Source organism: Pseudomonas sp. E315 (assembly GCF_055406205.1).
Genome location: NZ_JBUZPJ010000004.1, coordinates 134,062 through 155,548, shown reverse-complemented (window position 1 = coordinate 155,548; position 21,487 = coordinate 134,062). Strand labels below are relative to the sequence as shown.

Genomic DNA, 21,487 nt, shown 5'->3' with positions numbered 1-21,487 from the left:
TAGGCCTCAAATAGGTTGGCTAAGGGTCAGCAGGGCGTGCTCAACCACGCGGGTCTGCTCTTGCACAGACGCCCTCGCCTGCTCCAGACGGCCCAGCTCCAGTGAGCTTTCAGTCACCAAACGGCAACGCGCCTCGCGCCGCTGCATAAAACGCGTAAACACCTGCTCCACGCTGCCGCCCTTGGCCAGTTCGTCGGCCAGCACCAACGCATCTTCGATGCCCATGCCCGCGCCAGACGCCAGTTGCGGGGTCGTCGGGTGCGCCGAGTCGCCAATCAGCAACACACGGCCACGATGCCAAGGGGCTGGCAGGTTAAAAATCTCCAGCGGCCGGAAGTTGATGGCGGCGTTGTCTTTTTCGCTGAGTGAGTCACGGATCTCGGCCAACGGGCCGCCGTAACCTTCCAGTCGCGCAGCCAGTTCTCGATGAAAGCTCGCCGGGTCGATAAAGACTTGCGGGGTGCGTTCCAGCAGGAACATGTACATATGCGTCGCCGACACAGGCGAGAAACCCACCTTGTGCGGCCCACCCAAAAAGTAGGTGCGCCGCTTGATGTTGGCCGGGCGCTCAAGAAACAGCCGCCAGCAACTTTGCCCGGTGTACTCGGGGCGAGGCGCGCCGGGAATGATCAACCCTCGCACTTTGGAAAACACCCCATCAGCGCCCAGCACGATGTCATAACGATCATGGCTACCGTCGCTGAAGGTCACGTCCACCCCGGCGTCATCCTGCGTCAGGGTTTCAACAGTCAGGCCCAGTCGGATCGGCGCACCTGCGGCGCGAACATGGCGGGCGAGAATCCCATGCAAGGTCGGACGCATGATGCCGCCGCTGCCCAGCGTCGGGTTGCCTGCGGGCATGGGCGTGTCCAGTTGGCGCAGCGGCTCACCTTCGGTGTTACACACCTGAATCCCTTCACCGGCATAGGCCTCTTCGACCATGTCCGAATACACCCCCAACTGATGCAGCGCACGCAGGGTTGGCCCGGTGATGGTCAAGCCAGCACCCAGTGCGCCCCATTGAGGGTTGATGTCGATCATGTCGACCTCGACACCAAGGCGGCGCAGGGTGATGGCTGCCGACATACCAGCCGTTCCGGCTCCCACGATCAGCACTTTTTGTACGGTGTTGGGCATAGCGCGATTCCTTATTTTTGTTGTTGTTCGAAGGCAGAGCCGGGCAATCAGTCGGCCTTGAGGAAGTTGCTCACCAACTGGCCAAAGGCGGCTGCGTGCTCAATTTGGGTCCAGTGACCGCAACGCCCGAAAATATGCAGTTGGCTGTCGTCGATCCACTGTTGCAGGGTCAACGAGGTGGACAGCGGGATTACTTTGTCGTCGCGGCCATGAACCAGCAGGGTCTTGTGAGCAATGCCGCGAATCAGCGCCTCATCGTGGGCCATCGCCTCAACCCAGCGTTGGCGGGGCGCCGGGAACATCGCCGCGTAGGCTTCCTGAACCCCGGCGCGTTTGCTGGCCTCGTAGCGCATGCGCACCAAGTCATCGCCCACCAGCGCCTGGTTGTAGGCAAAGACGCGCATGATGGCGCGCATGTTTTCTTCGGCGGGCGTGTAACCCCACACCGCATCCAGCCCCGGCGTCAGCTCAAATGGCACCCCGACGCTGCCCATCAAAATCAGTTTGTTGACGCGCTGCGGGTGGTGGATCGCCAGCGCCAGTGCCATCGAGCCACCGAACGAGTTGCCAATCACGTTCACCTTCTGCACGCCTACGGCGTCCAAAAAATCAACGATTTGCTTGAGCCACACGTCACGCGAATAGACGATGCCCTGCGGCGCCTCGGTAAAACCAAAGCCCGCCAGATCGGGGGCCAGCAAACGAAAGTCCTGCTTGAGCCCTTGAATGCTCAAGCGCCAGTTGGCCCAGGCACTGACACCCGGCCCGGAACCGTGCAGCAACAGCACCGGTTCACCGCTGCCGACGTCGTGGTAGTTAGTCGAAATAGCACCTGTCTGGATGTGCTGACCCATTTCTGGGTTATGCAAAATGTTCATCGTTGTCTCTCCGTGTTCACACGTCGGCGCGGCGCCACACAAGGCGGGCGCTGCGAGCTTGTGGGGTGCCGTCTTCGAGGCGGGCGCTCAAGGTCAGCGTGCCGTCGGCATTGACCTCAAAGCGGCGTTTTTGCGCACCCCCGACCCAATTTGGAAACAGGCTGATATCCACCTTGTGAGTGATCACATCGCCCTCCACTTCATAACGCCCGCCGTAGGCCAACAGGCTGTTGTAGGCGTGCGCTTTTTCGGCGTCGTCGGCGTTCCACTGGCCGCCTGTTTCGAAGTTGGGCCGTTCGACGCGGGCAATCATGCAGGCCATATGGCCGCCCTCGGTGTAGTGGATAAAGCCTTGCAAGTGCTCACCCATCGGCCGCTCACGGCGACCGTCATCAAAGGCTTGTTCCCAGGACAGGATTTCCCAGCGTCCAACCGGATTAAGAGCCGTCGACACGGCGTTGTTCTCCACACAGGGTTGCGCTTGCAAGAAGCGGGTAACGACCTCGTTGTGCTCGGCCGCACTTTCAAATTGGGCCCAATGCCCAGTGTCAGCGGCGCAATGGAACGTGCCGTTGCGCACTTGCCGCGCAAGGTGCTCGCCAAGGGCTGGCGGTGTGCGGTTGCGGTCGCCCCAATACACCAGCGTCGGCTGGCTGATTTGCCGGGCCAGCGCGTCAGTGACCCGATGCTGGGCGATGGTGGTGCCCGCCAGGTACTCGGCGATAAACATTTGCTGTACGGCGGCCAGTGCCGGTTGGCGGTATAAGGCCTGACGCACCAGAACTGCTTCATCGGTAAGCCGTTGCGGGTCAGCCAGAATGCGAGCCATGCGCGTGCGCACGTTTTCAAAGCTGGGGTCACGCAGCACTTCCAGCGAACTGGGCAGGTTGCTCGCCCAGTCCGGCTCCACATACCCTTGCACCGCATCAGCGTCCGGGGTGAAACCCATCGTGGTGGTCAGCACCAATGCGTTGACACGCGCGGGGTGTTGCAAGGCCAGTTGCATGGCCACCCACCCGCCTAACGACTGCCCTTCAATGAAGGCGCTGGCCAGGCCCAACTGGTCCATGACATCGACCACTTGATCCACCAACGCGGGAATGATGTGAGGGTCAAAGCCCTCGGTTTGCGACTTGCCATGCCACAGAAAATCCAGCGCGATGACATGAAAGTGCTGGGCCAGCTGGGCAATATTGAGCGCGTAGTTTTCCGCGTGGCCGCCCGTGCCATGCAGCAAAATCAGGGCCGGGCCGCTGCCCGCTTCAATCACGCGGGTGCGGTATTTGCCCTCGATCTGGCGCACTTGGGTGTGCAGCAGTTCGATCCAGTAAGGCGTTTGCAGGGTGTTCGATGCGCTCATCAAAGAAGCTCCTCGAAACGTAGGTGAAGAGGTGCCCTTCGCGCTCGCCGCTGCAAAGCCGAATACAGGCACCCAATGAGGAAGCTGACGGGTTAGAGCTTTTGGTCCTTGCTGGCAGAAATCGGCCCCTTGAGGGTGCCGTCGGACTTCTCCAGACCAAAGGTCCACTCCGAAAAAATGTGCGAGATGGCCGCAAAATCTTGGGCCTCCCACTCCGACGTCACGATGTCTTCATCTGCGGCGTATTCCCATGAGCCGCCAAACGGGCTCTGGAAATACCAAAAACATGCCGAGGAAATAGTGTGGCGCCCTGGCCCGGCGAAGGTTTTCCAGCCCAGAGATTCGAGGTGCTGCCCGCCCCCAATCACTTCGTGGATATCGCGCACCTTGAACGCCAGATGATTGAAGCGAGTGCCGGGCACCCGCGCATTCATGAAAAACACATGGTGGTGATTGCCGGCCGGCGAGCAACGCATAAACAACCCGCGATTGGCGTAGCGGTCGGACACGATGAAACCCAAACGCTCAATGTAAAACCGTGCCGCCACGCTGGCATCATCCACGCCGATGGCGATGTGGCTGATCTCGCGCGGGGTGGCCACTTTGTAGACGGGCGCCCGGCGATCAACCCGCTGCGCCTGGCCCGGTGCGTTGTAACGCGTGGCTTCGAAGGTGGAGGGTTTGCGGCGGGCAATCCGAAAGGCCAGGTTGATCCCCAAATCATCAACGCTGTGCAACACGCCCTCGGCGTCCAGCTCAGCGCGTCGATCACGGCCCAATTCGTCCGCCAGTGCGGCGAGCGTTGCTTGGTCTTCAACGCCCCAGACAATCTCGCACAAGCCACTGCCACCTCCGATGGGCGTGCGCTCAATGCGCGACGGATCGGCGGCCACGACTTCGACCTGAGAGCCGTCGGCTGCGCGAAACAGCTTCACTTGCGGGTCGGCTGACGGCACGTAACTAAGCCCCCAATCAGCAGCAAAACGGCAAGCATCGGCCAGGTCTTCGACCGCGAACCTGACACACTCGACACCGGTAAAACGAAATGGACTGCCCTTCGTCATGATTGCCTTCTCTATTGTTCTTTTGGGTGTTTCGGACTCTGTGAATGCCATCTTAGGTAGCGCCATTCACACGAGCCAGAGGCATTCGGACAAGGCAGATATTCAGGAAATGCAAGGCTTGTAGCGGGGAGCAGGAGGACGTTAAAACCCACAGACGCAAACGTGCTCGCGATACCCGCAATAGCGTTTTCAGTCACAACGCATTGAGGTCATCGCGAGCAAAACGCTATGAACGTAGCTTAAGAAACCTGCTTGCGCGGGCCGTCGAACGGTGCCCAGTTATGTTCAAGCATGTCCATCAAATACGCCTGTGCGTTGTCGGCATGCAGCGGTTTTTCACGGGGCACCCAGCTGTCGTCGTGCTTGTCCATGTCGGCGTCGTACTCAAAGCGGCAACCCAACGGGCCGTCGAAATACCAGAACCAGTTGGAACCAAAGTTGTGACGGCCCGGCCCCCAAAAACTGGGGTGGCCCAGATCACGAAAACGATTACCCGCCTGCATCACTTCGCTCGGCCCGCCGAGGTGAAAGGCCATGTGCTCGATGCCTTTTAGCTGTGGCGGGGTCTGGATCAGGAACAGGGTGTGATGCTCCTGAGTGCCTTTGGAACGCATGAACGGCCCACCGCCCAAGCGGTCGTTGACGCGAAACTGCAAGCGCTCAACGTAAAACGCCTCGGCCTTGGCCACATCGGGCACAAACAGGGCGAAGTGACCCAAGCTACGCACCTGCGGCACGGCAGTCAGGTCGTCCACCCCGACGCTGTTGACCGAACGTTGCAACGGCGCGCCGGGGGCGTTGATTTTCTCTGCCGCCAAGGTGAATTCACGGCGACGGGTTAACTGAAACACCAGCGGGATGTCGAGGTCGTCCAGTGCCTCGATGGAGCCATCGGCCAGACGCTTGACCTCACGGTCCTTGCTCAGCTCAGCGGCAATTTGCTCAAGGCTCTGCTGATCCGCAACGCCATACACAATTTTGCGCGCCTTGTTGGTCGGGCTCAGGGCTGCTGGCAATCGAGGGTCGTCGCTCTGGCAGATGATCACGCCTGTGCCGTCGAGGGTTTCAAACAGCAGGCCGTCACGCACCTCCCCTACGGGCTTCAAGCCAAAGTCAGTCATGTAGCGGGTGGCTACTTCAATATCGTCCACAGCGAAAACCACTGCATCGGGACCTATGATGTTCATGAATCGTTACTCCGTTGTTCGCGCAGTGCGCGGCATGGGGCGAGTGCACACCCACCCCGACCCGATCAGGAAGTGATGCTGACGTTTTCGCCACGACGCAAGGCCGCCATGCGTTCGTTCAACTCGCCGTCCACGTAATACAACTCGGTGTAAAAACCGATCGTCTCGCGGGTGTCCCAGTAGCTCCAGCGGCAGTTGCCGAACGGGCCTTCAAAGAACCCGGCCATCGCTTTTTCCAGCCCCAGTTCCTGATAATGGCGCTCGGCCTGCGCGTACTCCTCGGCGTTGGACTGGCGAAAACCGATGTGATGCGGGCCGTAACCCCGGCTGTCGATCCAGTCTTTGTACAGGCTGTTGCCACCATCGTGACGGGCTAACTCGATCAAGGTGTCACCGGCAAAACCGTAGGCGCAACTGAATTGAAAATCCCCCGGCTGACCACGGTATTGCTTTTGCGTTTGCTCTTTGGCCAGATCGTGGGCCACGTTCCACACTTCAACGCCGTTGGTTTTGCTCCACAGCGCCATAGCCGCTTCAAGGTCAGGGACAACGAAGCAGATCTGGTCGAATTTGCGCCCAATCAGATTTTTCGCGATATCACTCATGCTTTGCTCCGCTGTTTAGTCTTGAACCACACGTAAACTGATGGCCGCAGCCGGGCAGTCACGCACCAGTTGCTCGAACTCGTCTTTGCGCGAAATATCCACAAAACGCTGTTTGAGGTGAGCAATGTTGGTCACCGTATCCAGATCAAACACATCGTCCGCTCCCAGGCACAGGCCATAGCCCTGGCACTTGAGACCATCCAGAATCACTTCCACTTTTTCGCTCGTCATCACACGGCTCTCTTGTTTTTTGTGGTTAGAGAAACACGCCAAGGTTGGGCGTTTGCAGCACGGCGTGGGTAATCAACGCCCTGCGTTTGAGCAGTTTGAAGCCGTCATCGGTGACGCGCAGCAGGTCGTGACGACGTACCGGAATCACATCCCCCAGTTCGTCGTGGCCCCGTTGGCGATAGAGAATCATGGCACTGACCACCGAGATCACATCCACCTGTTCGGTGGCCTCAACGATGACACTGCCCACCACCCGCAACGTGCGCGAGGGCGGCACTTCGGCCCATGCGTGATCGCTTTCAAGGCGGGCGATGCGGGTTTGTATGTGCGCCTTGCAATCTTTGATCCGAAACGCACCCTGCGGAAACTCGTCCGCGTAGTGACGCATGGCAATGCGGATGGGCACGTCGTAGTCGATCTCGTCATCCAGCAAGGCAAACCAGTCGCGGAAGCGGCGCTCATCCAGAATCAGAGCTTCGCGGGCTAAAAAGTCTTCTGCCTGGGCGCGCATTTCGTGCAGATTTTTCATCACTCGCATCCCCCTTGATCGTCGCACTGCTCGCCAGCTTTCGTCGCGCCCTTGCCTTCGGTCATCTCTTTGACCCAGCGACGCCAGAAGCGCTCCTGGCTGTACTCGCCATAGATTGAGGGATGAAATTCGCCCGGGCCTTTCCAGTCGGGGTCTGGGCCGCCGCGCTTTTGTTGGTAATGCAAGCGCATGCCCTTGGATCGGCCCCAAGGGCTGGAGGCCACTTTGGCGATGCCTTCCCACACGGCGGTGTCGTCCTGCTCAAAGATGCCGCCGGAGCCGAAGCCAAACTGACCAGCCATGTAAGCGCGGGCATGAAATTCTTCAGGCAAAAAGGCGTATTCCAACTCGTAGTTCCACAGTTCCATCACCCCCGGCGCCACGGGCTGCCACATGCGGATACTGGTGAACGGGATCGGCATCGCACCCGGCACGTCCGGTTGCGGAAAACGCAAAAAACTGAAGTTGGGGAAAATGGTGCCAATGGTCGGCGGCACGTTTTTCAACATGTCGAGTTGCACGTCATCCATTTGGCTGAGGTCAAACTGATCGCGGTACTCGGGCGGGTAACCCCACAAGTCAAACATCGGAGCAATCAGCTCAGGCAAGGCGTGGCCGATAAAGCTGTTGCCGTTACCGAAGTCATAACCGCTGGCCAGGCTGCTGACCTGATTGACGCCGGGAATGAACTCAGACATCGACGCCGACAAATGCGCGGTGCTCACGTGGTAGGCATCACCGCTGAAGTTTTCAGCGCCGCTTTTCCAGTCCGCCTTGACCACAAACCGCTCAGGTTCTTTGAGTACCTTCATGCCATCGGGGTGTAGCCCAAACAGCGCGTCAAACATCCAGGCCGCCCCGCCCAGGTATTCGCGCAACGGCGGCACGTCTTCGCTCAGCGAAGCGAACACAAACCCGTGAATCGCTTCAACTTTGGCCGCCCGCAACAGGCCCCATTCCTTTTTGTCCAACGGGCCGCCGTAGGCGTCTTTAAGGTGCGGTGCGCCCGCCCAGTCGCCGTTATTGCGATACACCCAGCCGTGGTAGGGGCATTTAAAGTGTTTGGTATTGCCTTTGTCCTGATGGCACAGCTCTGAGCCCCGATGGCGGCAGTGATTGAGCAGCACGTTGATCTGATCATCGTCATCGCGGGTAACGATGACCTTGTCGATGCCGATGCGCCGCAGCACATAGTCGCCCTTGTTGGGGACTTCCGAAGTGTGGGCAACGAAGATCCAGTTGCGGGTAAAAATGCGCTCCATTTCGGCACGGAACACCGCGTCATCGCGAAACACTTCGACCGGCAGCAGGCCTTCATCCATGCCCTTGGAAACGCGTTCGCACAGGTCGTCCAAATACTGCTCAGGATTGCCTGGGTAAATCAGATCGTAATTGATCATCGGGGTTGCTCTCCTCACGGCTTATTCTTGTTGGTTTGAGGCTCTACACAGGGGCGGCTAACGGCCGGCCTGCTCTAAGTAAGACGCTTGCACATTGCGAGACGATGACGGGGGTTGAGGGGCCGCTCCAGGTTTGGGTTTGAGCAAAAAGACGGACAATGAAGGCACCAGTACCAGCGCGCCAGCCATGTTCCACAAGAACATGAAGGCCAACAGTGCGCCCATGTCTGCCTGAAATTTGATCGGGCTGGCCAGCCAGGTCGAAACACCAATAGACAGCGTGATGCCCGTCAACATGACCACCTTGCCGGTGAAGATCAGCGAGCGGTAATAGGCCATCGACAACGGTTGCCCGGCCTTCAACTGCACCAGCATGACCGACAAAATATACAGCGCGTAATCGACGCCGATTCCCACCCCCAGCGCAATCACCGGCAGCGTGGCCACTTTGACGCCCATGCCCAGCATGACCATCAGCGCTTCAGCCAGCACTGACGTCAACATCAGCGGCAACACGGCCACAATCACAGCCCGCCATGAACGGAAGGTAATCAGCGCCAGCAAAGCGACCATCGCGTACACCAGCAGGTTCATCGTGCGCCATGCGTGGGTAACCACCATGTTGGTGGCCGCCTCGATCCCTGCTGTCCCGGCGGCCAGCAAAAACTTAAGGTCATCGGTGTTGTTGGTCGCAGCGAACTGCTCAACGTGATTGACCACCCGCGTCAGCGTGGCGGCTTTGTGGTCGGTGAGGTAAACGTAAAGGGTGAGCAGTGAACAGCTGTCGTCATACAAACCGCGAGGCGCGCTGGCCGTGATGGTGTTGAGCATGTCCTGATTGGGCACAAAGTCGTACCACTTGGGGTTGCCCTCGTTCAGAGCGGCGCTCATGCGGCGGCTCAACAGGGCCAGGGTGTCGGTGCTTTCTACCCCTTCTATTTGGCGCAACTGCCATTCCAGCGCATCGACTTTGTTAAGGGTGGCCTGGGCGGAACACAAACCGGGGGCGGTTTTAACCATCACGGCCAGCACATCACTGGAGGCACCATAACGGCTGTTCATGAAGGCAATGTCGCGGTTGTAGCGGCTGTCCTGACGCAACTCCGGCGCACCGGGGTCCAGATCGCCGATCTGCAAATGGCTGGCAATCAGCAAGCCACCTGCGGCCAGCAGCACGCTCACGCTGATCGCCCCGATGGCCCAGCGCCGCTGGGTAAAACGGTCAAGCAAGCGCCACATCAAGTGCCGCGCCTGCCCGCTTTGTTCGGCGCGCTCAGCGCGCAAACTACGCTGTGCGGCAGCAGGCGAAACACCGACATAACTGAGGATCACGGGCAGCAGGATCAAGTTGGTGAAAATCAAAATCCCCACACCAATGGACGCGGCCAGCGCCAATTCGCGAATCACTTGAATGTCGATTACCCACAACACACCAAAGCCGACAGCATCGATCACCAGCGCGGCCAGACCTGCGCCGAACAGCCGACGAAACGTCAGGCGTGCCGCCGTCAAGTGGCTGGCTCCGCGCCCCACATCCTGCAAAATGCCGTTCATTTTTTGCGAGCCGTGGCTCATGCCGATGGCGAACACCAAAAAGGGCACCAAAATTGAGTACGGGTCCAGCGCAAAACCCAGCGTCGGTAATACTCCCAATTGCCAGACCACGGCAATCAGCGAGGCCACCACCACGGCCGCCGTAGAGCGCCAGCAGCGAGTAAACCAATAGAGCACGGCACTGCTCAGCGCCAAGGTGATGACGAAGAACAGCAACATGCTGCGCACCCCGTCGATCAAGTCGCCCACCAGCTTGGCGAAGCCAGTGATATGCAGCTCGTAACCGCGCGCTTCATAGGTGTGGCGCAACTGCTCAAGTGAGTCGGCCAGCTCGGCATAATTGAGCGGCTGCCCATCAGCGCCTTTGGACAGCAACGGCAAGAAAATCACCGTAGAGCGCATGTCATTGGCCACCAGCCGACCGACTTCGCCCGAGCGCGCAATGTTGGCGCTCAACTGCTGCAAGCTGGCGGCAGAACCGTTATAGCCGTCAGGGATTACGGGCCCGCCTTCCAAACCTTCTTCGGTCACGCCGGCCCAACGGGTAGACGGCGTCCACAGAGATTTCATCTGCATGCGGTTGACGCCGGGCATCAAGAACAGCGCATCGCTCAATTCACGCAGGGCTTCCATGTACTGGGCGTCATAAATCGAGCCGCCGGGGTTGGCCAGTGAGATTCGCACGGCATTCCCCAGACCGACCAATTCCTTTTCATGGGCAGTGAAGTTCTGAATGTAGGGATGCCCTTGCGGGATCATTTTTTCGAAGCTGGCCGAGAGGTGCAGATGGCGCAACTGACTGGCAAAAAACAGCGTCAGCAGCGTACACACGATGAGCACCAGCCAGCGGTGGTTGAAGATCAAGCGTTCAACCGTTGAGCCTGAGCGGGGATCAAAATCGGCGCTGGGTGCGCGTTCAGGCAGCGGGATATTCATGTTCATTTCAGCCCTCCCGCGCGTGGTTCAAGGCTCAGCGAGGTCAGCCCGGTGTTACTGAGCACCACGACACGGTCGGAGTCGAGCGAGACAATCGCGTTGAGCGGTGGCATGGCCTGAACATTGAGCGCTTGCAAACCGCTCGGCGGCAAACCAAACACCTGCCCGCCCTGATTGACCAAATAGACCGTGCCATTGGCGCCCAAGGTGGAGCCGGTAAAAGAGGACGCATCCTGAGCGCTGAGGCTGTGCCAAGAAGCCCCATCATCGTGACTGCGCAGCAAACTGCCCTTGAGGCCTGCGACGATGATGTCGTTGTCACCCGATAACTCAGCCGTGAACAGGCTGCCTTTGTAGGGTGTGATCAGACGTTCAAACGTCGCGCCGTCGTTGGCCGAATGCAGCACCAGACCGCGCTCCCCGGCCACCAGCAACTCATGGCCGCGCTGGCGAATGGCATACAGGTGCAAGCCGTCCGGGTTGTCCAGTCGGTCTAGCCATGCACTCCAGTTTTGCCCCATGTCGGTCGATGCGAACATCATCCCGTAGGCACCCACTATCAACACCCGACCTTGTGCGTCGATTGCCACATCCAGAAAGGGCTTATCTGGCCCCTCATCCACAAGCCGCTGGGCATTTTCGATCTGGGCATCGTTGTGGCTGGCCTTGGCGCTTTGCAGTGCCAGCTCGGCAGCCCGGCGCCCATCCAAACGCAGCGCCCAGGTCTCACCGTTGTCCTGGCTGGTCAACACCACGCCACCATGACCCACGGCAACCCCCTGCTGACCGGCGAACTTCACGGCGGTCAACGACACACTCACAGGGACTTTGGCTTGATGCCACTGGGTGCCGCCATCGTCGGACAGCAGCACCAGCCCACGCTCACCCACCGCCACCAAACGATCGGTGGCCGTGACGCCAGCACCGAGCAACACAGACTGACCCAACTGATTAGAGATCAAGGCAGAGCGCCGGGCAGCGTCGCCGACTTCAGGTACGGGCACCGAGGCCAGCGCACACCAACAGACTCCACAAAGCATCGCGCCAAGCACACCACAGCGCACCTTATTGGGTTTGCGACTCATGGGCATTGCCCTCTTGTTGTTGTTTTTTTAATGACAGCCGCACTGACCGGCTGTTGTGAATCGAGTGTATGGACGGCGCCGGATGCCAGCTACGTGGCCGTGTCTAATTCAGTTATCTACTAAATGCAGGGCATTGCCGGATTACCCATGCTCGGGCGAAGGGCTGACGTGTTTCATCAACATAACCGCCAACGCCGAGCCCCCTAAAATGAGGCCGACCAGAAAGAACAAGGTCGTGGGGGTGTAGCCGTGATCCAGCATCACCCCCGCCACAATCGGTGACGACATGCTGCCCACGCGGCCAATGCCAATGGCCAGCCCTACCCCCGTGGCGCGGTGGGTGGCGTGATAAATCAAGGGCGCCAAAGCATGCAAGCCTGCTGTGGCTCCCACACCAAAAATACCGAGCGCCAACCCAAGCCCCAGCGCAAGGTTCAAATTGCCCAGCGACAACCCAAAAGCCACCACCAACGCTGCCGTGGCCAACAGAAAGAAAATCTGCAAATACTTGATCCGAAACCTGGCCCCCAGAACCCCGAACAGAAGAGTGCCGAACATCGCGCCAAAATTAATCACTACGCCAGCACTGATCCCCTGCTCATTGGTCAGCCCCGAGTCTGCCAACACCTTGGGAGTCCAAGTCAGCAGGTAATAAAACCCGAACATCAGGCAAAACAACGCCACCCACAACAACACCGTGGCAACCCCTGTTTGGCCTTTGAACACATCCCTGGCTCGCACTTTGGTCGGCGCCGCCAAAGGCTCGCTCGCGACCCACGCAGCAGGTGCCAATTGCATGGCCTGCTCGATACGCTGCAGGTTGCGCAAGTAGCCACGGGGCGTTCGATTGACCAAAAAATACAAAGATTCCGGCAGTGCAACCACGGCGATGGCCAACGAACACAGGGTCATCAAGCCACCAATCAAGAACACCACTTCCCAGCCAAAGCGCTTTTGCAACGCCATCGCCAACAGCCCGCCAAACGTCGCCCCGACTGCATAGCCGGTGGACAGCAAACAAATCGCCAGGCTTTTCCACTTTAAGGAGGCGTATTCGCACGTCAGCACATTGCAATTGGTGAGTACACCGCCGATACAAATGCCTGTCAGAAAGCGCAAGCAGCCCAACTCAACAGCACTGGTGGCCCAAGCACTTAACAGCATGCAAAGGCTGGCGACTGCCAGCGAAACGAGAATGACGGTACGCCGCCCAACGATGTCGCCAAACGGCGCGACAAAAAACGAACCCACAGCCGCGCCCCCCAACCCACAGCTGATTAACACACCGATCTGTGAACCGCTGAGCGCCCAGCTCTGCGAGATGGCATGCGCGGTAAAGGCCATGACCAAAATGTCAAAACCATCAATGACATACAGCAGCACGCACACCGCGATGATGCGCCATTGATAGCGGGTCATCGTGGCAGTATCCAGATGGTTTTTTAACGCGCTCACGCTTTTCAGCGGCGCATTCAGCCCGGCACTGATGGCAGTCATAGAAGGTCCCTTTTTTATCGTTATGGTGCGGGTCATCACTCAAGACGAGCCTGTAACGCAAAGCCGACACAGGGTGTCGGCTTTGCGTACAGCGCTTTGCCCTGCCCTCTCAAGAGGCAAGAGGATCAGAGGCTTTTGCTCACCGTCAGCGCACGCTGCTTCCCGAGAGGCCATCCGGGGAGAACACCTTGTCGTTGTCGATTTCTTTGAGCACGTACTGTTTAGGCTTGCTGTTGTTGAGCTGGGCGACAAAGCCCGTGCCCGTCTGCAAGTCGTTGTAGCCAAAAGCAGAAATGGCCGTGCCCGGCAACTCTGGCACCACGATCACTTGCGACCACAACGTGCGCCAGAGCTGGCCATTGGCGTCCCAGCGGTCGGCAAGCACACAGATCCAGGTGTCTTCATCGCAGTAGTAACGGCTCTTGGCCGCTTGGTGCCGCTGGCCGCTACGCACGTTGGCTTCGACGACCCACACGCGGTGCTTCTCCCAACGCACGTGATCGGGGTTCAGGAAGTTGCCCTTGAGGATGTCTTCGTCCTTGCTCGGTTGAAGTATGCGGTTGGCGTTGTAGGGGATGAGCATTTCCTTCTTGCCGAGCAGCTTCCAGTCGAAGCGGTCCATGCGCCCGGTCCAGGTGTACATTTCGTCAAACGTCATGACCCCGGCGGCGGCCGGTGTCGGGGTATCACAGCAACCATTGGGCAACTTGCGCACGCGGCGCTGGCCCTTGAGGTACACCCAGGTTTGCAACTGGTCAGGGTCTAAATATTCATGGGCCAGCAGGGCTTCGCCTGCCCGGAGCGGCGGCCCCACATTGCGAATGGCCACCTGCCAGAACGGTTTGCCCTCGCTCTCGAATTTTTCAAGGTTGCTGTTTTTGTCGTAGTACGGCAGTTGTTCGTTGATGTCTGCGTCGGTCACTAACACAGCGCGCCCGTCGGCCAAAATCTGATACCAATTGTTGAAGTGCTGGAAGCGCGCCCCGCGCCAGCGCAGCACGTGGTTCCACATCACTTGTTCTGCGGTGTTCGGGATCGGGTAAGGAATGCCCCCGTAGACGCCTTTGGGCACGCCTTTTTCCAGCGCACCCCGAGTTGCGTTAACGAAGGTGTTGTCATACACCCATTGCGGCGCCGCGGCCGTGCGCCGGGTCGGGTAAACATCCAAACGATAATCCGGGTATTTTTTGAGCATCGCCTGCACCCCGTCCGTGAGGCTGTCGGCGTACTGCGCCATGTTCTGGGCGGTCACTGTGAACTGCGGTTTGTCATTTTTGAACGGGTCGGCACGCCGCCCTCCTGGTACATCACCCGGGGTTGCAGTGGTCAGGCCGCCAGTCCAGGCCGGAATGGAGCCATCGGCATTCCCGGCCTTTTCAGCGCCTAACGGGGTCAGGTCGGTTTTTAAACGCTGGGCCTGATCAGCCGTCACACCGGCCTGCACAGACAACGTAATGGCACAGGCCAGCAGCGCCAAGCCCTGGCTCAAAGCAAGAATCTTTCTCATGACTGTTTCCTCATTCTTGTTTTTAAACGGACAGATCAAAAACTGCGGCGCACAGTGAAGGCGACAAAGTCGCGATCGGCGCGGGACTGCTTGTAGCTGTAGGCGTTGTTTTCATCCAAAAACGTCCCCGCCGACCCGAAAAAGCGCGTGTACGCCAAGTTGAGATTCCATTGGTTCATGTACAAACCGGTGATCCCCAAGGTCATGTCGCCGCCGTTTTCGGCGGGCACCGCTGCCGGGCCAAGCGGGTTGCGCGAGCCATTGGGCGTAAACCCGACGCCCATCGGCAGGCTGATGTCCCAACCGACCATTGCCTGGCGATACATAGGCTGGAACACGGCGCGCACGGCCCAGGCATCGCGGGTGATGTTGGGGTCTAGCGCGCCAGCACCCGCGGCGCTGGCATCGCAGTTGTCCGTGCATTTGAGCAAGCGGGTCCACGCCACTTCCGCCGCCAGATTGGCTTCGTTCCACAAGGGGGTGCGCGGCACCGACCAGATGGTCGACAGGTTGACGTGGGCAGTGTCGCCTACGGCATAAGCCGGATGGCTGCTGTTGTTCGGCACGGGGCCACCCAGCGCTGAGGTATCAACCGCGTGGGTGGTTGCCAGCGACTGACCTTTACGAATCGAAGCTTCCATCGCCAAGTTGAAGTCGCCAAAACTGCGGCTGACGCTCAAGCCATAAAGCCGGGTGTCTTCGTGGTAAGCCAAGTAATAGCCCGTGGGCAATACCGGGCCGTTGGGGCCGAACGGCTGCCCCAAGTCAGTGACCTGCTGGAAGTCCTTGTCATGAAATTGCAGGGCGTAAAAACCCAGATCGTACTCGCCTACTTGCCAGCGCAATTGCAAGCCGAATTGGCCGGAGTCCTTGGCGTCGCGGTCAGACTCTTTAAAGGCCGACAGCCCGGTAGTTGGGTCGAGCACCAAGCGCTCGGCGCCGGAGCCCACGATGTCGGACACCGAAAAGTAGCTCCCCGAGGCCGGAATGCGGTTGTGCACATAGCGAAATTGGTAATAGGCGCCGACCGACAACGAGTCGCTCAGTTGCCATTGCATCGACACCTGCGGCACGGGCAGTACGAACTCCTTGGCTTGCGCCGTGGGGTCATCCAGCAAGCGCGTGGTGTCAAACGGGCTTTGTGCACCGGCCACGGCGTTATTGGCAAAAAACAGGCTTTCGCCCCACACCAGCGAGTGCTGGCCCAAGCGCCCGGTCAATTCGGTTTCGCCCAGTTGCAAGCGGCCGAAGACGAAGGCATCGCGCAACTCGATATCACGGCCTTGCTGGTCACGGGTGGAGTGAGTGAAAGTTTCGGGGCCTGTCGACACCTGATTGGGGTAGGCGCCGCCTGCAAAACCCGGGTTATCGTTGTGGCGGTTATAGACACTGTCGTACCAGCCATCAGCACTGACCCGGGCGCCAAAACCGTTGGGGTAGACGATATCCAGCTCGCTGAAAATTTCAGCGCGGTTGGACGCTAGACCTCGACTGAAATTCTGATCGCCGTCATCCAGATTGGGGTTGGACAACAACTTGCCCTCACGCTTGTCGACCCTGAACATGGCCGAGTAGCGCAGCGAGTTGTTCCAGTCGACCTTAACCCCGTCTTCTGACTCCCAGCTGTACGACGCCCAGCTCTGGGAGGGTGAGACGGCTCCGGCCAACAGGACGCTGCCCAGCACGAACGGAAAACGCACACATTTTTTCTGACGAACTTTCATGGCTCTTCCTGCTTTTATGATTGTTGTGGGGGCCACTGCGGTAAAACGACCCGCGCATCGTCATGCCGCGGGTCATGGGCTGCCGGGTGTCTACATAGGCGCTACGCCGTCCCAGCACAGGTATTTGATTTCAAGGAACTCGTCGATGCCGTAGTGCGAACCTTCACGGCCCAGCCCGCTTTGTTTGATGCCTCCAAAGGGCGCCACCTCGCTGGAAATAAGCCCGGTGTTGATGCCCACCATGCCGACCTCTAGCGCTTCGGCCGTGCGCCAGATGCGAGCGGCGTCGCGGCTGAACAGGTAGGCCGCCAGGCCGAAATCGGTGTTATTGGCGATGGCGATGGCTTCAGGCTCCGTGGCAAACCGCAGCAGCGGCATGACCGGGCCGAACGTCTCATCGCGGGCGATGGTCATGTCCAGCGTCACATCCGCCACCACGGTCGGCTCGAAGAACGCCCCGCCCAACGCATGGCGCTTGCCGCCCGCGAGCACGCGGGCGCCGCCTTGAACGGCGTTGTGCAAATGCTCTTCGACCTTGTTCACCGCCGCCGCATCGATCATCGGGCCGATCTGCACGCCCTGCTCCAGGCCATTGCCGACGTTGAGTTCAGCGGCGCGACGGGCCAGCCGTTCGGCCAACTGGTCATAGATGCTGTCCTGAATCAGTACGCGGTTGGCGGCGATGCAGGACTGCCCGGTGTTGCGGAACTTAGCGTTGAGAATCCCCTCTACGGCGAGGTCCAGATCGGCGTCTTCGAACACGATCAACGGTGCATTGCCGCCCAATTCCATCGAGCACTTTTTAACCGTTTCGGCGGACTGTGCGAGCAGTACGCGCCCCACTTCGGTGCTGCCGGTGAAGGTAATTTTGCGCACCTGCTTGTGGCCGGTCAGCACGTTGCCCACGGCCCGGGTCGCATTGCCGGTCAAAACGCTGAACACCCCAGCCGGAACACCTGCGCGATGTGCCAATTCCGCCAGAGCCAAGGCGGTCAGAGGGGTCTGGCTGGCCGGTTTGACCACCATCGAACACCCGGCCGCCAATGCCGGCCCGGCCTTGCGGGTGATCATTGCCGCCGGGAAGTTCCACGGTGTAATGGCCGCACACACACCAATAGGCTGCTTGAGCGCCACAATGCGTTGAGTGTCTTTGGGCGCCGGGATCACATCGCCCCGCACCCGCTTGGCTTCTTCGGAGAACCACTGCAAAAAGGAAGCGGCGTAGTCAATTTCGCCCCGCGCCTCGGTCAAAGGTTTGCCTTCTTCCAGAGTAATCAACGTGGCCAGATCCTCCTTGTGCTCGACCACCAGTTGATACCAGCGATAAAGGATTTCGGCACGTTGCTTGGCCGGTACTGCGCTCCAGCGCGTGAAGGCCTGGTGAGCAGACTCGATGGCAAATTCGGCCTCGGCCTCCTTGCACACCGGCAACTCAACCAGCGCCTCGCCGTTGGCCGGGTTGCACACGGTGTAAGTGCCGTGTGCGGTTTGCGTGACCCATTGGCCGTTGATAAAGGCAGCCTGTCGCCACAAGCCGGGGTCTTTCAACATTTCAATGCTCATCGCCTGCACCTCAGCAAGGGAATCGGCCAATCAGGAACTGACTGTCATCGTCCGAGGTGCATTCAAGCTGCGACGCGACCAACCCCTGACGCAGCACCTTCATCAAGCGATCCGGGATACGCCCACCCGGAGCACGCAGCGGGCCGCCGTTGAAGCCGGCCAGCCAATCCATGTACTTCCAGTGCGCACGGTTGATGTAGTTGGAGCCCGGCATGTAAGCGCCAGTGGCTGCGCCAACCGCGCCGCGCGCAGGCTGCGCCTGCCAGTGGAGCTTCATGGCCTCTTCCCACTTGCCCTCGCGGGCCAGGTTGAAGGTCTTGGGAAAGTGATCGCCCATCCACTGGGTGTAACTGGTGCCGGAGAACTGCAGGTCCATAAACTTCATCAGCGGGATCACGTCACTTTCGATCGGGCAACTGATGATCACTTCGTCACCAAAGCGGTGATAGGTTTCGATCAGGCCCGCCACATGCGGGAAGCCTTGTTCGGCCTTGATCGAGACAATGTTCGGGCAATCATCAAGCAGACGGCGAATCAACTCCGGTGACATGCCTTGTGGGTGTACACGCTCAAAGCCCCACAACGGGATTGCAAACAGCATCACTGCCAAGTCTGTGGCGTCGCACACCGCACGGGTGTAGTCGTAAATTTCCTGCTCGCTGGTGGGCCAGAAATTCGACGGATACGACAGCAGCACAATGTCGGCCCCTGCTTTTTCGGCCAGTTTCAAGGCCTCAATGTTCTCGGCCAGGGTGCCGAAACCGGCGTGAAAGAACAGCCCCAACTTATCGCCGACCTCTTCGCGTGCCCAGCGGGTGAACTGCGCGTTTTCTTCCGGGGTGATGGCAACTTCGGTGCACAACAAGGTGTAGGTGAAGCCCAGTTCCACGAGCTTGCGCACGTCATGACGGATGCCTTGTTCATTCAGGCGTTTAAGGTCAGCGCTGTAGCTGGGAATAGTTACACCCGAGCAGCCCACCAACATTTCATTGGCCCAGGCGCGGGCGTCTTTACGGTTATAGGTAGCCATTATTGTTGTTCTCCTTAGGGGGGATGCTTCAGCGGTCAATCGTGACGACGCCCGCGGGGATGAGTTGAAAGCGTTGGGTGGCCAAGGCTTCGCGCAGCAGCATTTCGGCCGTCACGACGTCTTGCAGCGCACTGCCAACCGACTTGTAGAGCACGATGTCGCCAGCCGAACGGCGAGCCGCGACCTTGCCCGACATCACATCGGCCAAGCTCACGGTCTTGCCCGCGACATCCACGCCGTCACGGGTTGCGATCAAACAATCGCCGGTTTCGTGCAGCACTTCTTCGGGCATGTCGGCGATGATCAAATCGGCACGGGCGATAGCCGCCGAGTCAACTTCGCGCTGCTCGGGCAGTGTCGAGCCGACCGACAGCACCACCATGCCCGGCTGCAACCATTCACCCAGCAGCACCGGAGACTCGTCGCGACTGCGGGCAGCGCAAATCACCACATCTACCCCGTCAATGGCCGCTTGCGGGGTGTCGACTGGCTCCAACAGCAAGCCATCAGACTCAAGAAAGGCTGCCGCGAACTTGGTTCGGCTTGCCGGGGTTGGGCTGAATACGCGCGCCAAAGACACTTCCCGTACCGACAACAAGGCGCTCAACATGCCCTTGGCCACCGAACCCGAACCGATCACCCCCACACGCAATGCGCCTTGGGGATTAACGGCATTGGCCGCTACCACAGCCGTGGCGGCGGTGCGCAGGTCTGTGATGCGATTGCCGTCCACCAGCGCAGCCAGTTCCATGGTGCGCTGGTCAAACAGTGAGATGAGGTAACTGGCACGTCGGATTTTGGGTGAAGCCGCGATCAGCTTGCAGCCCATGTACTCGCCTGACGGAGAAACGGCGCACAAGCTGCGCAGCCAAAAACCTTCGCCACGGGCCATGATCCGCGGCGGCACCATGGCCTCTTTGATCGGCTGCGCATAAGCATCTGCCAGCGCGGAGATAACCTTGGGCCACGTTGCCAGTCGGGCGATGTCCGCATCCCTGATAAAGGGTGTTGTTACATTAAGTTGTTCAGTGTTGAGCGAATCTGCAACGTCCATGAAAACCTCCGGATCTTGTTAAACCGGAGTTTATGAACAGCCTGTGAACCAAGCTACGCGAGGCAAACTAATACAGCTATCTAAAAAACAAGACGCAGGCAACACATCCTACTTCCAAGGCTGATATCTACGGCGTGAAAGCTTACACATTGCTCGTACAGAAAATAGATAACTGCCTTGTAGAAAATGCAACTCACTTCCAATGTGTAGCAACATATGTAATCAGCGTGCAAAGAACAATTAACCGATTACGCTAAATTACATACATCAACGGTCATTCAAGGAGTGAAGACCATGAACAGCACACAGTACAGCTATTGGATGGGCGACACGCCAGAGCTAGAAAGTTTACTTATTGGCAACCTATGCCTCCCCGGAAGCCATGACGCGGGCAGCGACAAAGAAGCACCTAACTTTCAACTCCCTCAAGAGATCACACAAGACATATCCCCGCATGCACAGATAATGCATGGCATAAGGGCACTGGACTTAAGAGTTGCTTTTTACGACGGCTATGAACCGGGCGATCCAGCGCGGTTTCAGCTATTTCATAAAACGTCTTCTGGGCGCAACATAGGCAAGGATATTATTTCTGCACTCCAGGAGTTTTATCAGTCGCCTCGGGCGCAACGCGAAATCATCGTACTCGACTTCCATGAATTCAGAGACTTCACGCTTGCAGCTCATCAGGAACTGCAATCACTTATTGCCAAACGGCTAGATGATCGTCTTATACCGATGAACTTAAGCAATTCAACACTGGGGGATATATGGACAAAACACCCGGGAAAAAACATAGTAGTTGCTTACAATCACGGAGAAAGAATTACTCAATTCTGGTACGGCGTAGATCAATATTGGATGGGCGAAAACACACCGAGCACCGCCGAACTTAAAGAGTACATGGACAGTATTACCGACAAATACAAGTCACCTCATGATCTAACGGCTATTCAGTGCGCTAAATATGTTTGGCCCTTTTTTGTGCCGGATGACTTTACCGACAAAATTGATAGCTGGTTCGAGTCCATTGATCAAGACAGTTACATTCAAAGCTTTTACATCATTAATACTGACTGGGCAACCCGCAGCCAACTGGTAAAAAACTGTAAGCACGCCAACATAATTCGGGCTAAAAACAGCTAA

18 protein-coding genes are annotated in these 21,487 nt (G+C 58.6%); 1 reads left to right on the top strand and 17 read right to left on the bottom strand.

Features of this window, described 5'->3' with window-relative positions:
- Window positions 1-6 precede the first annotated feature (6 nt).
- The 17 genes from ACZRJQ_RS07915 to ACZRJQ_RS07835 form a co-directional block, all read right to left on the bottom strand.
- Complete coding sequence (locus ACZRJQ_RS07915; protein ID WP_463977815.1) at window positions 7-1,137, bottom strand: FAD-dependent oxidoreductase; 1,131 nt, start codon at window positions 1,135-1,137, stop codon at window positions 7-9.
- Between the two features lie 47 nt (window positions 1,138-1,184).
- The gene (locus ACZRJQ_RS07910; protein ID WP_463977814.1) at window positions 1,185-2,015 is read right to left on the bottom strand and encodes an alpha/beta fold hydrolase; all 831 of its coding nucleotides are present in this window, start codon (window positions 2,013-2,015) and stop codon (window positions 1,185-1,187) included.
- 16 nt (window positions 2,016-2,031) lie between these two features.
- The gene (locus ACZRJQ_RS07905; RefSeq protein WP_463977813.1) at window positions 2,032-3,375 is read right to left on the bottom strand and encodes an alpha/beta fold hydrolase; all 1,344 of its coding nucleotides are present in this window, start codon (window positions 3,373-3,375) and stop codon (window positions 2,032-2,034) included.
- A gap of 92 nt (window positions 3,376-3,467) precedes the next feature.
- Window positions 3,468-4,439, bottom strand: coding sequence for a VOC family protein (locus ACZRJQ_RS07900; RefSeq protein WP_463977812.1), 972 nt, complete (start codon window positions 4,437-4,439; stop codon window positions 3,468-3,470).
- A 239-nt stretch (window positions 4,440-4,678) separates the two neighbouring features.
- Window positions 4,679-5,626 carry a VOC family protein gene (locus ACZRJQ_RS07895; protein ID WP_463977811.1) on the bottom strand — a complete coding sequence of 316 codons (948 nt, stop codon included), beginning with the start codon at window positions 5,624-5,626 and terminating at the stop codon, window positions 4,679-4,681.
- 65 nt (window positions 5,627-5,691) lie between these two features.
- Window positions 5,692-6,231, bottom strand: coding sequence for a VOC family protein (locus ACZRJQ_RS07890; RefSeq protein WP_463977810.1), 540 nt, complete (start codon window positions 6,229-6,231; stop codon window positions 5,692-5,694).
- Window positions 6,232-6,246: 15 nt separating this feature from the next.
- Window positions 6,247-6,462 (bottom strand): ferredoxin, encoded by a 216-nt coding sequence (locus ACZRJQ_RS07885; protein WP_463977809.1) that lies wholly within the window; start codon window positions 6,460-6,462, stop codon window positions 6,247-6,249.
- A gap of 25 nt (window positions 6,463-6,487) precedes the next feature.
- Window positions 6,488-6,991 (bottom strand): aromatic-ring-hydroxylating dioxygenase subunit beta, encoded by a 504-nt coding sequence (locus ACZRJQ_RS07880; protein ID WP_463977808.1) that lies wholly within the window; start codon window positions 6,989-6,991, stop codon window positions 6,488-6,490.
- Window positions 6,991-8,391 carry an aromatic ring-hydroxylating oxygenase subunit alpha gene (locus tag ACZRJQ_RS07875; protein ID WP_463977807.1) on the bottom strand — a complete coding sequence of 467 codons (1,401 nt, stop codon included), beginning with the start codon at window positions 8,389-8,391 and terminating at the stop codon, window positions 6,991-6,993. Before ACZRJQ_RS07875 ends, ACZRJQ_RS07880 begins: the two co-directional genes overlap by 1 nt.
- Window positions 8,392-8,448: 57 nt before the next feature.
- On the bottom strand, window positions 8,449-10,881 hold the full coding sequence (locus ACZRJQ_RS07870; protein WP_463977993.1) for an efflux RND transporter permease subunit: 2,433 nt from the start codon (window positions 10,879-10,881) through the stop codon (window positions 8,449-8,451).
- 2 nt (window positions 10,882-10,883) lie between these two features.
- Window positions 10,884-11,966: a WD40/YVTN/BNR-like repeat-containing protein gene (locus ACZRJQ_RS07865; protein ID WP_463977806.1), complete on the bottom strand. Its 1,083-nt coding sequence runs from the start codon at window positions 11,964-11,966 to the stop codon at window positions 10,884-10,886.
- 141 nt (window positions 11,967-12,107) lie between these two features.
- Window positions 12,108-13,463: an MFS transporter gene (locus tag ACZRJQ_RS07860; RefSeq protein ID WP_463977805.1), complete on the bottom strand. Its 1,356-nt coding sequence runs from the start codon at window positions 13,461-13,463 to the stop codon at window positions 12,108-12,110.
- A gap of 145 nt (window positions 13,464-13,608) precedes the next feature.
- On the bottom strand, window positions 13,609-14,970 hold the full coding sequence (locus ACZRJQ_RS07855) for a DUF1329 domain-containing protein (protein ID WP_463977804.1): 1,362 nt from the start codon (window positions 14,968-14,970) through the stop codon (window positions 13,609-13,611).
- A gap of 35 nt (window positions 14,971-15,005) precedes the next feature.
- On the bottom strand, window positions 15,006-16,694 hold the full coding sequence (locus ACZRJQ_RS07850; RefSeq protein WP_463977803.1) for a DUF1302 domain-containing protein: 1,689 nt from the start codon (window positions 16,692-16,694) through the stop codon (window positions 15,006-15,008).
- Between the two features lie 90 nt (window positions 16,695-16,784).
- On the bottom strand, window positions 16,785-18,257 hold the full coding sequence (locus tag ACZRJQ_RS07845) for an NAD-dependent succinate-semialdehyde dehydrogenase (RefSeq protein WP_463977802.1): 1,473 nt from the start codon (window positions 18,255-18,257) through the stop codon (window positions 16,785-16,787).
- Window positions 18,258-18,267: 10 nt separating this feature from the next.
- The gene (locus ACZRJQ_RS07840) at window positions 18,268-19,287 is read right to left on the bottom strand and encodes a dihydrodipicolinate synthase family protein (RefSeq protein WP_463977801.1); all 1,020 of its coding nucleotides are present in this window, start codon (window positions 19,285-19,287) and stop codon (window positions 18,268-18,270) included.
- A 28-nt stretch (window positions 19,288-19,315) separates the two neighbouring features.
- Window positions 19,316-20,341 (bottom strand): ornithine cyclodeaminase family protein, encoded by a 1,026-nt coding sequence (locus tag ACZRJQ_RS07835; RefSeq protein ID WP_463977800.1) that lies wholly within the window; start codon window positions 20,339-20,341, stop codon window positions 19,316-19,318.
- 294 nt (window positions 20,342-20,635) lie between these two features.
- Here ACZRJQ_RS07835 and ACZRJQ_RS07830 point away from each other — a divergent pair, with 294 nt between their 5' ends.
- Complete coding sequence (locus tag ACZRJQ_RS07830) at window positions 20,636-21,487, top strand: PI-PLC domain-containing protein (protein WP_463977799.1); 852 nt, start codon at window positions 20,636-20,638, stop codon at window positions 21,485-21,487.

Coding starts and splice junctions, on each gene's coding strand:
- ACZRJQ_RS07915 (WP_463977815.1), bottom strand. CDS start 1,137: ATGCCCAACACCGTACAAAAAGTGCTGATCGTGGGAGCCGGAACGGCT.
- ACZRJQ_RS07910 (WP_463977814.1), bottom strand. CDS start 2,015: ATGAACATTTTGCATAACCCAGAAATGGGTCAGCACATCCAGACAGGT.
- ACZRJQ_RS07905 (WP_463977813.1), bottom strand. CDS start 3,375: ATGAGCGCATCGAACACCCTGCAAACGCCTTACTGGATCGAACTGCTG.
- ACZRJQ_RS07900 (WP_463977812.1), bottom strand. CDS start 4,439: ATGACGAAGGGCAGTCCATTTCGTTTTACCGGTGTCGAGTGTGTCAGG.
- ACZRJQ_RS07895 (WP_463977811.1), bottom strand. CDS start 5,626: ATGAACATCATAGGTCCCGATGCAGTGGTTTTCGCTGTGGACGATATT.
- ACZRJQ_RS07890 (WP_463977810.1), bottom strand. CDS start 6,231: ATGAGTGATATCGCGAAAAATCTGATTGGGCGCAAATTCGACCAGATC.
- ACZRJQ_RS07885 (WP_463977809.1), bottom strand. CDS start 6,462: ATGACGAGCGAAAAAGTGGAAGTGATTCTGGATGGTCTCAAGTGCCAG.
- ACZRJQ_RS07880 (WP_463977808.1), bottom strand. CDS start 6,991: ATGAAAAATCTGCACGAAATGCGCGCCCAGGCAGAAGACTTTTTAGCC.
- ACZRJQ_RS07875 (WP_463977807.1), bottom strand. CDS start 8,391: ATGATCAATTACGATCTGATTTACCCAGGCAATCCTGAGCAGTATTTG.
- ACZRJQ_RS07870 (WP_463977993.1), bottom strand. CDS start 10,881: ATGAATATCCCGCTGCCTGAACGCGCACCCAGCGCCGATTTTGATCCC.
- ACZRJQ_RS07865 (WP_463977806.1), bottom strand. CDS start 11,966: ATGAGTCGCAAACCCAATAAGGTGCGCTGTGGTGTGCTTGGCGCGATG.
- ACZRJQ_RS07860 (WP_463977805.1), bottom strand. CDS start 13,463: ATGACTGCCATCAGTGCCGGGCTGAATGCGCCGCTGAAAAGCGTGAGC.
- ACZRJQ_RS07855 (WP_463977804.1), bottom strand. CDS start 14,970: ATGAGAAAGATTCTTGCTTTGAGCCAGGGCTTGGCGCTGCTGGCCTGT.
- ACZRJQ_RS07850 (WP_463977803.1), bottom strand. CDS start 16,694: ATGAAAGTTCGTCAGAAAAAATGTGTGCGTTTTCCGTTCGTGCTGGGC.
- ACZRJQ_RS07845 (WP_463977802.1), bottom strand. CDS start 18,257: ATGAGCATTGAAATGTTGAAAGACCCCGGCTTGTGGCGACAGGCTGCC.
- ACZRJQ_RS07840 (WP_463977801.1), bottom strand. CDS start 19,287: ATGGCTACCTATAACCGTAAAGACGCCCGCGCCTGGGCCAATGAAATG.
- ACZRJQ_RS07835 (WP_463977800.1), bottom strand. CDS start 20,341: ATGGACGTTGCAGATTCGCTCAACACTGAACAACTTAATGTAACAACA.
- ACZRJQ_RS07830 (WP_463977799.1), top strand. CDS start 20,636: ATGAACAGCACACAGTACAGCTATTGGATGGGCGACACGCCAGAGCTA.